Origin of the sequence: Polaribacter sp. (assembly GCF_965656025.1) — a bacterium.
GTDB lineage: Bacteria > Bacteroidota > Bacteroidia > Flavobacteriales > Flavobacteriaceae > Polaribacter.
Genome location: NZ_CBFHJT010000047.1, coordinates 1 through 13,241 on the forward strand (window position 1 = coordinate 1; position 13,241 = coordinate 13,241).

Genomic DNA, 13,241 nt, shown 5'->3' on the forward strand with positions numbered 1-13,241 from the left:
AGGTTGCCCAGTTTGAAAAACAAAATTACTGTTGAATTTCCATTTGTTGTTTAGTTTATAACTTGCATTAATAGAAAAATCGTGTGTTTTATCAAAAGGTGTGCTATACCATTCGCCATTATTAATACCGGGCTCTATTGCAGTTCTACCTGCGGTTAATTGTTCTGATCTAGAAAGTGTATAAGAAAACCATCCTTGAAAATCTCCCTCGTTTTTCTTTAACAACATTTCCAAACCATAAGCACGTGCTTTTCCATTTAAAATTACGGTTTCAATTTCGTTATTTGCTATTAAGTTTGCACCATTTATATAGTCTATTCTATTTTGAATATCTTTATAAAAAGCCTCTGTTTCTAGCGTGTATTTACCGTCTTTAAAAGATTTAAAAAATCCTACAGCATATTGGTCTAACAATTGTGGTTTTATAAATTTACCACTTGGTGTCCAAACATCTAACGGAGTAGGAGAAGCTGTGTTAGAAAGCAAGTGTAAATATTGTACCATTCTGTTGTAACTTGCTTTTACTGAAGTAAAATCGTCTATAATATAAGACATCGAAATTCTTGGTTCTAAATTGTTGAAACTCGCAAGAACATCACTTCTTTTAAAATTTTCGGTTCCAGTGGGTGTTGCAGATTCGTATTTTTTAAATTCTTGATTGTAAATAACAGCTTCATTGTTTGCATATACGTTTAATTCATCTTGTCCTAAACGTGTGAAATTGCTAAATCTTAAGCCATACTGCATTCTAAATTTATCACTAATTTTATGTTCAGTATCTAAGTAAACAGCAAATTCATTGGCATATTTATCAATCAATTTTTCTGCAACGATACCAGAATCTTCTCTATTAGGTACAATTTCACCTGGGTTGAATTTTGTATAAATATTATTAATACCATAACTCAATTTAATTTTGTCATTTACATAATGATTAAAATCGTACTTTAAATTGTAGTTGGTAATACCAGAATCCCATTCAAAACCTACAAAATCTAAGGTTAATCCGTAAAAATAATCTGAATATATTAAGGATAAATTGGAAAATAATTTATCAGAAAATAAATGATTCCAACGTAAATTGGCTACTTGATTTCCGTAAGTATTTACAAAGTTTTCGCTAATTCCAAAAACATCTTTACCAAAATAGCCAGAAAAGAAAACACTATTTCTATCATTAATTCTGTAATTTATTTTAGTGTTTAAATCGTAAAAATAGGCGGTGTTATCATTATCAAAAAGAGGTAAAAATAAATGCGCATAAGAAGATCTACCACCCACTAGAAAAGATATTTTTTCTTTTTCAATTGGTCCTTCAATTAATAATCGAGACGAAACTAACCCAATACCACCAGTAATATTTAGTTCTTTACTGTTTCCTTCTTTTTGATAAATATCTAAAACCGAAGACAATCTTCCACCATATTTAGCTGGAATTCCTCCTTTAAATAATTTTACATCTTTTATTACATCTGGATTAAAAACAGAAAAGAAACCAAATAGGTGAGAGGAGTTAAAAACAATTGCCTCATCTAATAAAATTAAGTTTTGGTCTGCCGCACCACCTCTAACATTAAATCCAGAAGCGCCTTCTCCAGCACTTGTTACACCAGGTAGTAATATTAGAGATTTTATAATGTCTGCCTCCCCTAAAACTACGGGTATCTGTTTTATAGTTGCAGAACTAAGTTTATTAACGCTCATTTGTGGCGTTCTAATATTTAGTTTTTCTATATTGGTTTCTAATACAATTTCATCTAAACTTTCAGAAGCTTCGTTTAATTTAAAGTTTTTTGTTAATTTTTCTGATAAATTGATAGTTTCTGCAATGGTAGAGAAACCTAAATAGCTTACTTGTATTTTGTAATTTCCTTGAGGTACAGTTATTGAGTAAAAACCATACTGATTTGTTGTAGTACCGATGTTTATTTCTGGAAAATAAATAGAAACTCCAATAAGTGTTTCATTATTGGAGTTGTCGTAAACTGTTCCGCTTAAAGTTATTTTTTCTTGACTAAAAATAGTCATAGAAAATAAAAAAAACAGGATTAGTATTTTTTTTGATTGCAACATTTTGTTTAATTGGTTGTTAATATTGTAAAACAAAAGTACAACAGAAGTTTGGTAAGAAAACGTTAAAAAAATATTTTTTGGCAACTATTTTCTAATCATAAATAATGTCTTTTACTTCAATCTTTTTATTTTTCACAAAGTCATACAATGTTAATCTTCTAAGAATGTAATAATCGTTCCAAAACTTTTCTAAAGAATTTAAATAAGATAATACAGATCTGTCTTGTTCTTGTAAAGCAATATTTAAATCTGTGATAGATATTTTACCTAAAATAAACCTCTTTTTAGCAATTTCATACCTCTTTAAGGCAATTTCTTGTGCTTTTTTTGTGGTTTTTAGAAAGTTTCGTTGATTTTGCCAGTTTAAAACATGTAAGTAAATTTCCTGTTCAAATTCTTGCTGTTCTATTTTAATATTTGTGTTTACTAGATCTTTATTAGCTTCTACCAGTTTTCTTCTAGATTTAGAAACGCCCCAGTCTAAAATTGGCATTCCAATAGACAAAACAACACTTTGTTGTTGGTTAAAATTGTCAAACAATGTATTAAATTTATTTCCTTGTTGAGAAATACCAAAATTTGCTCTTAAACTCATTCTCAATTTATTGTTACCTTTTACTTCTGCAACATCTTGTTCTGCTTGCAATCTTCTTCTCCTAAACTCTATAACAGCTTTTCTATTCGATTTTGCTTCTTCTAATGCCTTTTCTACAGTTACAGTAAAAGTTGATAATTCTTTCGGAGTAGAAAGTAAAATATTCTCGGTGTCTAATACTAAATATCTGGATAAATTTTGTGAAGCCCTCTTAAGGTTAATTTCATTCGTAATAACTTCATTTTCAGAGTTTAATACAGATAGCTCTATTTGCAAAAGATCGTTTTCTGCAATTTTACCCATTTTAAATCTACCTTTAGAAATTTGGAATAAGGTATCTTGGTTTGATAAATTTGATTTGGCAATTTTAGCCTGTATTTGAGATTTTAATAAAGCAAAATATCTTCTGCTTGTGTTTAGAGAAATCTGCTCCATACGCTCTATAAATTCTCTTTTAGCTTCCTCATAAATTAAAGGTTCAATCTTTTTTTCCCATTTAAAAGGATTGTAAAGTAAAGAGTTTTGGGTATAATTTAAAGAAAATGGTATTACTGCAAAACCTGTAGATTCACTAGGTTCAAATCTGTCTATTCTTTCTAGTCTCGAACTAATGGATACTGTACCACCTGTTAAGGCGATGTTTTGATTTAAAGAAATACTTCCATCAAAACTTATTTGATTAGACCTTCTAAAATCGTCAGAACCATCATCTAAAAGGATTCTATTAACAGAGTTTCTATATTGTGGTAAAGTTGCATCTAAACGTAATTGTGGTAAAAAGCCCGCTTTAAATCTTCTATAACGCCAATAACTTGCTTGGTTTTGATTTAACAAAGCTTTGTACTCTGGAGATTTTTCTTGTGCAATTTCAATTGCTTGCTCTAATGTAATTTGTTGTTGACTAAAAATTTGTATTGATAGAAAGCAACAAAATGTAATTAATATATTTTTCATAGTTTATTCGTGTCTAATGGCTTCAATTGGACTTTTACTTGCTGCTGATCTTGCAGGTGCAATACCGAATATTAGACCAATTAATGTGGCAACAAAAAAGGATAATAATATGGAACTTAGTGATAAAATTGTTTCTATACCTGTAGTTAATTCTAAAATATAGGAGGCCAAAACACCTAAAGCTATACCTATAATACCACCACCAATACTAACCAATACAGACTCTGTTAAAAATTGTAAAATAACATCTTCTTGAGTGGCACCAATGGCTCTAATGATACCAATTTCTTTTGTTCTTTCTAAAACAGAGGCTAACATAATATTCATAATACCAATACCACCGATTAAAAGAGAAATACCAGCAATAATACTTAATACGATGTTAAAAATCTGCTTTGTTTTTTGTTGTTGTTTAAGTAGTTGAATTGGTATTGATATTTCGAAATCTAACATACCATTATGTCTTCTTTTCAACATTCTACTTAAAACATCTGCGGTTGCATTTAGTTGATTAGAGTTTTCTACTTGAACTACCAATTTATCTAATTGATGATAGTTGCCTCTTGGAATTCTCTTTTTTGGTCCCTGTTGACCGCCATTACTAATAATCATAACTCCACCAGAAACTTCTACGGTTTTGTCTGATATTATTTTTCGGTCTTTATATCTCACTAAAAAAGTTTGTAGTGGTATATAAACATCTTGGTTCATGTCTCTTATCCCTAAGTTTTCTTGAGCTGTATCTGAAATAAACTTTTCTTCTATAACACCAATAACTTGTAACCAAACATCTTTTACTTTAATCATTTTGCCAATAGCACTTTCTCCTGTAAATAGTTTTTTTTCTATTTTTTTTCCAATAATACAAACTGGTAATGCATTTTCTGATTGTGCTCTAGAGAAATTTTTACCACTTTCAATATCTATGTTCGAGGTTTTAAAATAACTGTCAGATACTCCGATTAATTTTACAGGATTTTGTCTTCCTTTTTTTATTACATAAGTTTCTAATACAATTTCTGGACTTAGTGTTTTTACAGATGGTATAGTTTCTTTTATACTTTTTACATCTAATAAATCTAGTCCTTTAGAAAAACGTTTAGACTCTGTAGTACCATCGTCAGAATCTTCCTCATTCCCATCCTCTTTTTCGTCTGGTATTGGTGTAATAACAATATTATTTACTCCTACCAACTCTAATTGTGCTAAAATTTCTTTTTCTGCACCATTACCAATGGCCAACATGGTAATTACAGCTGCCACACCAAAAATAATACCTAAAGATGTTAGTAAAGTTCTTACTTTGTTAGATGCAATAACGCGCACAGCTTCAGTAAAGTTAGACTTTAGCTTTTCTATATAAATTTTATCGAACATAGAAAGGCTAGTTTAATTTTGCTATTGCGCTTTTTTCTAATCCTTCTGGTTTGTTTAAGTATACTTCGTCGTTTTCAGACAAACCTTCCATTATAATCACAGAGTCATTATTAGAGTCACCTATTTTTACTTGTTTTTTGTTGATAGAAAAACCAGACTTTTTAAATACATAAGTAATAGAGTCTTTTGTAAAAACCGCTTCTAAAGGAACGCTTAAGACATCTTTTCTTTCGAAAGTTAATATTTGGTTTGAGGTTGTCATACCAGGTCTAATACTTTTATCTATTTCTTTCAATTTTATTAAAACCTGAAAAACTTTAATATCAGAACCTCTTTTCTTTTCGCCAACATTCGCAACATCTGTAACAACTCCTTCTAATTCTACATCAGGAAAAGCATCAAAACCGACCTTTACAGGTAAACCTTCTTCTACTTTTCTAATATCAACTTCATTTGCGTAGGTTTTAGATTCCATTTTGGTTAAATCTGGTAATGTTGCAATAGAGGGTTGCCACGGACTAATGGTAGAACCCACTTTTTTCTTAGTGCCATCCCAGTTTTTATCATAAGTAATCATTCCATTTCCATCAGAATAAATTGTGAACGATTCTAATAATTTTAAAAGGTCATCTAACTCTTTCCTGATTTTTGAAACTTTAGTGCCAACTTCAACCATTTTAGCGTTGGCTTGTCTCTTTTTAATTTTATAGTTTTCTTGTTTCTCTCTAAAGTCTCTCTCTAATTTTTCTAGCTTATTTTCTAAACCTTTAATGGTTGCTGGTGGCTCATAAATAGATTGTTTTAGTTCTAGTTTGGTTTCTTCCATACTAAAACGTAAATCTTTTACTGCGTTTCTTTCTTGTTTTAAAGTTAGTGTAGTGTCTAATTGCTGTTGTGTAAACTTAGACTCTTCCGCTTCTAAGTTTAATCTTGCATCTAGAATCAATTCATTAACTCCAGAAGGGTCTAGTTTACCTACATAATCTCCTTTTTTTACAATAGTTCCTTCAGGTACTAAATCTTGAATTTTAATATCTCGTAGTCTAAATTTTCTTAAATTTGGTGGGCCTGTAATTTTTTTTAGGCTGGTAGATTGTACTTCTCCAGAAGTAACTACTTCACTTGTAAAATTCCCTTTTTTTACTTTAGATGTTAGGTATATTTTGTCGTCTGCAGATGGAGAAAAATAACTGTATACTAAATAAGATACAACTAATACAGCTACTGCAATTATTGCAATTCTTTTTTTGCTCATTTTTTTGATTGATTTAAAAACCAAAGCTATAAAAAAATGAGAGCCAAAAGGCTCTCATTATGTTAATATCTTTATAATTTTTTTATTAGTTTAAAAAACTTAGTGTATTGTTAAAGATTGCATTAGGTCTCATTGCAGTATCAGCGAGAGTTTCGTTTGGTTTATAATATCCTTGTATGTCTACAGGATTGCCTTGTATTTCATTTAATTGGTCTACAATTGTAGTTTCATTTTCTTTTAATTGTTTCGCCAATTCTGTAAATTCTTCCTTTAAAGCTTCGTTTTTATTTTGGCTAGCCAAAGCTTCAGCCCAATAAAGCGCTAAATAGAAATGGCTTCCTCTATTGTCTAACTCGCCAGCTTTTCTAGATGGAGATTTTTTATTGTCTAAAAATTTATCTGTGGCATCATCTAATGTTTCTGCTAAAACCAATGCTTTTTGGTTTTCATTTGAAGTTCCTAAATGCTCTAAAGAAACAGCCAATGCTAAAAATTCACCTAAAGAATCCCAACGTAAATGGTTTTCTTCCATAAACTGCTCTACGTGTTTAGGAGCAGAACCGCCAGCACCCGTTTCAAACAAACCACCACCATTCATTAAAGGTACAATAGATAACATTTTAGCAGAAGTACCCAACTCTAAAATTGGAAATAAATCAGTTAAATAATCACGTAATACATTACCAGAAACAGAAATGGTATCTTCACCTTTCTTTATTCTTTCTAGTGTAAAATGTGTTGCGTCTATTGGTGATAAAATTCTGATATCTAAACCAGAAGTATCATGATTTGGTAAATACTTGTTTACTTTTTTAATAATTTCGGCATCATGAGCTCTATTTTCATCTAACCAAAAAACAGCAGGTGTTTCAGAAGCTCTCGCTCTTGTAACTGCTAGTTTTATCCAATCTTGAATTGGAGCATCTTTTGCTTGACACATTCTCCAAATATCACCAGCTTCAACTGTGTGTTCTAATAATGTGTTTCCATCAGCATCTACAACAATTACTTTTCCATTTGATTCAATTTCAAAAGTTTTGTCATGAGAACCATATTCTTCAGCTTTTTGAGCCATTAAGCCAACATTTGGCACTGTACCCATCGTTGTAGGATCAAAAGCACCATGTTTTTTACAAAAATCGATGGTTGCTGTATAAATACCAGCATATGAACTGTCTGGAATAATTGCTTTAGTATCTTGTAACTTACCTTCTTTATTCCACATTTGGCCAGATGTTCTGATCATTGCAGGCATAGAAGCATCTATAATAACATCAGAAGGTACATGTAAATTGGTAATTCCTTTATCTGAATTTACCATAGCAACAGCAGGTCTCTTTTTGTAGATATCTGCAATATCTAATAGTATTTCTGCTCTTTTTTCTTCTGATAGTTCTTCTAAATTTCTTAATAAATTACCAAAACCGTTATTTACATCTACACCAATTTCATCAAATGTTTGTTGATGTTTATCAAATAACTCTTTAAAGAAAACACGCACTGCATGCCCAAAAATAATTGGGTCAGAAACCTTCATCATGGTTGCTTTCATGTGTAATGAAAGTAACACACCTTGTTCTTTAGCATCATTGATTTCTGTTTCTAAGAAGTTTAATAATGCTTTTCTACTCATTACAGTAGCATCTATAACTTCTCCTTTTAATAATTTTACAGTTTCTTTTAAAATAGTTTTTGTACCATTTTCTGCAATGTGTTGTATACTTATCGAAGCAGCGTTATTAAGCGTTACAGATTTTTCGTTATGTGCAAAATCTCCATCAGACATTGTTGCTACATGTGTTTTAGAATCTGAAGACCATGCACCCATAGAGTGTGGGTTTTTACGAGCATAGTTTTTAACTGCTTTTGGCGCTCTTCTGTCAGAATTTCCTTCTCTTAAAACTGGGTTTACTGCAGATCCTTTTACTTTATTAAAGATGGCTAATACGGCTTTTTCTTCATCAGTTTTTGCTTCTTCAGGGTAATCTGGAATTGCAAAACCTAAAGCTTGTAATTCTTTAACAGCGGCAGTTATTTGTGGTACAGAAGCACTAATGTTTGGTAATTTTATAATATTCGCTTCTGGATTTTTAGCCAATTCACCTAATTGCGCAAGTGCATCTTCTACTTTTTGATCTTCGTTTAAATACTCAGAAAAATTAGCTAAAATTCTACCAGCTAAAGAAATATCCTTCACTTCTATTTCTATGTTAGAAGATTTTGTAAATGCTTTTACAATGGGTAGAAAAGAACGGGTAGCCAAAGCTGGTGCTTCGTCTGTTTTTGTGTATACTATTTTAGCTATTTTACTCATAAAACGATGTTTTTGTAGTTGTACTTTTAGAAATATATTCAATAAAAATTCTATTTTTTTTGAAAGCGAGCAAATTTAAGAATTTAAGTTGAGTTTTTTATTGGTAATATGCTATTAATTAGTATCTTTTATTGCAGTATTTATAATTTTTGAAATCGATTTCGTAGAAGTTAAAAATAAAAGCCATATCAAACAATTTCTTGTTATAATATGGCTTCTTTTTTGAAATAGATTTTAAACAAGTTAATTCTACTTTTTAAGATATAGTTAGACTTTTCTATTTCAAAATTTAAAACACTTTATTTTAAAAAAACATTTTACTTTTTTAAAATATGGTTAGTGTTTCTGTTATTTATCTAAAACTCAAAAAGAAAACTTTTTAAGGCTATACATCTTTTTAGTATAGACAAATAATGTTTTAAAGAACATTCTTTAAGAATTTATAAATCAACTTTAGTTTTACAAAAGTTTATTTCATATAAATACTTAGGTAAATATAGTTTTTTTAAAATAGTTTCTATTGATTTTAACTAATTAGTAATCAACATGCTATTAACTATGGTTGTTAACTTTTGTTCATAAAAAAAAAGCGTTGTAATTTTTACAACGCTTTTTTGTTTCTTTATAAAATGAAGTTTTATCTTCTTTTTTCGGTAATTCTAGCTTTTTTACCAGTAAGACCTCTAAAGTAAAAGATACGTGCTCTACGTACTTTACCTCTTTTATTTACTTCAATTTTTTGGATTGAAGGTAAGTTTACAGGAAAAATTCTTTCTACCCCTACAGTACCAGACATTTTTCTGATTGTAAAAGTTTCTGAAAGACCAGTTCCTCTTCTTTGTAAAACAACTCCTCTAAAAAACTGAGTACGTGTTTTACTGCCCTCTTTAATTTCGTAATAAACAGTGATTGTATCACCAGCAGCAAATTCTGCAAATTCTTTTTTTGTTACAAATTCGTCTTGAACAAATTTTACTAAAGATTCCATATCTTTTAAATTAATTAGTTTTGTAAAGCAACATTCACGATTTCTTCGTCAGAGGTTAATTTAGCGTTTGCAAAAGTAATAATTATTTTTTTGTTGATACAAATTATTTTAATTATTTTTTTGGTTGATAGTCAGTACAATAGAAAACCCAAAATTTACGAACCTCTTTATGATTGATTTTAATTATGATTGGTTCTAATTCTGTGATATTTTTAAAATAGTTTTTTAATAAAGGGTTTATTTCATCTAGTTTATCATCATTTTTAAATCTCTTATCAGAGTCTATAAATAGGGCGTTTTTTCCTTCTAAAGCAGATAAATTATCACCTAAATAATCGAAATGTAAAGCAGGCAAACCAATGATGTTTTGAGCATATACTTTATCATCAATAAAAAAGTTTAAACACGCAGATGTTTTATAATTATCGTTAGAAAATACAAATGTATTTGGGTATGTCTGTTGCAGATCTTTTGTTTCTTCTGCCAACTCTTTCCATCCAACCCAAGTATCATCACTCTTAATAGGTACTAAATAAAACAATATTTGTAAGGCAAAAAGTAAGTGAAAAATAATTGAAAAGATCAACTGAATTTTTAATAGTTTTTTACTGATAAACATGGCTGCAATAATGGTACCTGTAATGTATGATGGCATCATCCAATTTAATTTTACCCAATAAATAGGAGTGAGGCTAAAAAATCCAACAAAAGTTGGTGCAAAAAAGGCTAATAAAAACAATGTTTTAGACTGTGGAAGTTTAAATTTTATGAAGGCTCTTTTAATATATTTAAAGGTAAAAGTGATAAAAATTAAAAATAAAACAGGTAATAATAAAAATAGTTGATGCCCAATTGCACCAAAAAAGTAATTGGGTGAAATTTTAAATTCTGATATAGAACTGGTTCTTTCTGAAGATTGAAAAGCAAAAGAGGCAAACTCATTTTGATAATTCCAATACCAAACAGGAAAGGTTACCAAAACCGAAATTACAAGTGCAAACCACAACCAAGGAGAAAAGAATAATTTTCTGTACTTGTTAGAAAAAACTACAAAACCTAATAAGCCGATTTGTAGTAAAAGCGCTGTATACTTGCTGTTAAATGCTAATCCCATGGCGATACCTGCCAAAATCCAGTACCAATTTTTTTCTTCAAAAATGGCTTTGTACAAACAGGTTAAACTGATTGTCCAAAATAAAAGTAAGGGTACATCTGGTGTAGAATTAAACGATAGAATAGAAACACAAATGGTTGATGCTATCAAAACAAAGGCTCTTTGTAGTTTTTGTTTTGATAAAAAATAAGAGGCTAATTTGTAAAAACTTATGATGGTAAATGAGGTTATTATAAAATCTGTCAATTTTACCACAAAAATAGATTGCCCAAATATTTCTGAGAAAATACGTAGCAAGTAGCCAATCATTCCTGGGTGATCAAAATAAGATAATGATAAATTTTGGCCATACAAATAATAGTAAGCATCTTGTGGCATTAAGCCCATAAAAGGGAGTAAAATCAACCGAAAAAGTTGAAAACCTAAAACCCAAGAAATGGCTTTGTTATTTTTTATAAATGAAACGAATTTACTCATCTAATAAATCGGGTCTTATTTGTTTTGTTCTTTCATAGGCTTTTTCTGAACGCCAATCATCAATTTTAGGAAAATTACCAGACAACAATATTTCTGGTACTTTATTACCTTGGTAGTCTGCAGGTCTTGTGTATACGGGTGGAGATAATAAATTGTCTTGAAAAGAGTCTGTAAGGGCAGATTGTTCATCACCAATAACTCCAGGAATTAAACGTACAATAGCATCTACTAAAACAGCTGCAGCAAGCTCACCACCTGTTAAAACATAATCTCCAATAGAAATTTCTTTGGTTATGTATAAGTCTCTAATGCGTTGGTCTACACCTTTGTAATGCCCCGTTAAAATTAAAATATTTTCTTGTAAAGAAAGTGTGTTTGCAGTAGTTTGATTTAAAGTTCTGGCGTCTGGAGTCATGTAAATTATTTCATCATAATCTCTTTCTGCTTGCAATTTTTTGATGCAATTTGCAATGGGTTCAATCATCATAACCATACCTGCACCACCACCAAATTGCGTGTCGTCTATTTGTTTGTAGTTACCTAAACCATATTCGCGTAAATCGTGAATTACGATTTCTGCCAAACCTTTTTCCTTGGCACGTTTTATAATAGAATGGTTAAAAGGACTCTCTAATAAACCAGGTGCTACTGAAATAATATCTATTCGCATTTTGCAAATGTAAGCTTTAAAAATTTTTAGAATTTAATTTTTGAAAATTTTCACTAAAGATTTTGGTTCTAATTTTTTATCTTTTTTAGTTCTAATTCTTTTTTAATGACTTTATCTGTAAGGTGGTCCTGAAACCCAACCAACAATAGATTGTCTTGTACCTTTAGTAATTGGGGTTACTCGATACATAACAAAAGATGGAAAAATAATAATGGTTCCTTTTTCTCGTGGAGCATTCACAATTTTATTATTTATCATAAACTGCAAATCTCCTCCTTCATAAGCGTCAGAATCAGATAACTGAATTGTCATACTAAGTTTTCTAGCAGAAATTTCTCCTGCACCAAAATCTAAATGCCAATCAAAAAAATCTCCTTCAGAATATCTTGTTAACTGTAATTCTTGGTGGAAACCTAATAAATCAAACCAGTATCTTTCATTATTACAATTAATTGCAAGATTTGCCAATTTATTATAAATCCAATTATTCTCAGGAACATTATCAATAAACATCACAGAACTTTTTCGTAACTCGTCATTATAATCATCTTTTCCAGAAAGTGTTGCTTTTATAATTTTATCTTCTTCCGAAAAGGTAAGTATTTTGTATATTTCATGAGGAAGAAATAATCCTCTATAGTGAATGTAATCTACATAGCTATGTTTTAGAGGAAGGCCAAACGAGTAATTTATTGCCATAATGTTTTTTATTTTTGCCAGTTTATTAGGAATATAGAGTTGTTTTAGTGCTGAAACAAGTTTTGTACGAATAATATTTATTTAGCTTTAGCGAACTTAAAAACATTTACTTAGAATCAAAATAAAATTAATCTTCAATACTCATATGAAACAAAGCTTCACCTTTATTTACAATAGGAGTTTTATTGGTACAAAAAATATAACCATTATGTGGTGCTCTAATTCTTTTTTTAAATTCGCCAAAAGGATCTTGTATGATTCCTATAACCTCATTTTTTTTAACAAAACTTCCGTTTTTTGCCACTATTTTAAACATACCAGAATGAGAAGAGCGCAACCATTTTGCTTTTGATACAAAAATTGGTTTTTCTCTAACTGTAATGTCTCCATCAATTAAACCTAAATGGATGAGTACATTTTTAGTGCCATTTACCCCTTCGTTAATAACTGTTGGGTTTAATTCTTTCGATTTTCCACCTTCAAAAAGTAAAATAGTTTTTCCCATTTTATTGCAAGTGTATCGTAAAGATTTTGCAATATTATTAGAATACACAATAGTTGGTGGATTAAAAACTTTGGCAAGTTCTAAGGCTTTTTCATCGGTTTCTACACAACGTATTTGAGAGATGTTGTCTCTTTCTCCACCTCCTGTATGAAAATCAATAATATAATCTACAAAAGGAGCAATTTTTTGGGTAAATTGATACGCAAACTGGCTAGCCAGA

At 30.0% G+C, this 13,241-nt stretch carries 10 protein-coding genes; all 10 read right to left on the bottom strand.

The features are described from left to right. Window positions 1-2,073 (bottom strand): TonB-dependent receptor (locus tag ACTG3S_RS09710; RefSeq protein WP_439129162.1); only part of this gene is annotated, 2,073 nt, incomplete at its 3' end. Between the two features lie 91 nt (window positions 2,074-2,164). After that, window positions 2,165-3,622 (bottom strand): TolC family protein, encoded by a 1,458-nt coding sequence (locus tag ACTG3S_RS09715; protein WP_439129163.1) that lies wholly within the window; start codon window positions 3,620-3,622, stop codon window positions 2,165-2,167. Between the two features lie 3 nt (window positions 3,623-3,625). After that, entirely contained in the window at window positions 3,626-4,999 is a 1,374-nt protein-coding gene (locus tag ACTG3S_RS09720; protein ID WP_439129164.1) for an ABC transporter permease, read from the bottom strand. A 7-nt stretch (window positions 5,000-5,006) separates the two neighbouring features. Beyond that, window positions 5,007-6,254 (bottom strand): efflux RND transporter periplasmic adaptor subunit, encoded by a 1,248-nt coding sequence (locus tag ACTG3S_RS09725; protein ID WP_439129165.1) that lies wholly within the window; start codon window positions 6,252-6,254, stop codon window positions 5,007-5,009. 85 nt (window positions 6,255-6,339) lie between these two features. Next, entirely contained in the window at window positions 6,340-8,568 is a 2,229-nt protein-coding gene (locus ACTG3S_RS09730) for an NADP-dependent isocitrate dehydrogenase (protein WP_439129166.1), read from the bottom strand. Window positions 8,569-9,205: 637 nt separating this feature from the next. Then, entirely contained in the window at window positions 9,206-9,556 is a 351-nt protein-coding gene (rplS, locus tag ACTG3S_RS09735; RefSeq protein ID WP_439129167.1) for a 50S ribosomal protein L19, read from the bottom strand. Between the two features lie 112 nt (window positions 9,557-9,668). Next, window positions 9,669-11,147, bottom strand: coding sequence for a glycosyltransferase family 39 protein (locus tag ACTG3S_RS09740; protein WP_439129168.1), 1,479 nt, complete (start codon window positions 11,145-11,147; stop codon window positions 9,669-9,671). Then, a complete protein-coding gene (trmD, locus tag ACTG3S_RS09745; RefSeq protein WP_439129169.1) occupies window positions 11,140-11,817 on the bottom strand; it encodes a tRNA (guanosine(37)-N1)-methyltransferase TrmD in 678 nt (225 codons plus the stop codon). Before trmD ends, ACTG3S_RS09740 begins: the two co-directional genes overlap by 8 nt. A 111-nt stretch (window positions 11,818-11,928) precedes the next feature. Next, window positions 11,929-12,516: a 2OG-Fe(II) oxygenase gene (locus ACTG3S_RS09750; RefSeq protein WP_439129170.1), complete on the bottom strand. Its 588-nt coding sequence runs from the start codon at window positions 12,514-12,516 to the stop codon at window positions 11,929-11,931. Between the two features lie 127 nt (window positions 12,517-12,643). Continuing rightward, a partial coding sequence (locus tag ACTG3S_RS09755) for a succinylglutamate desuccinylase/aspartoacylase family protein (protein WP_439129171.1) occupies window positions 12,644-13,241 on the bottom strand: 598 nt, incomplete at its 5' end.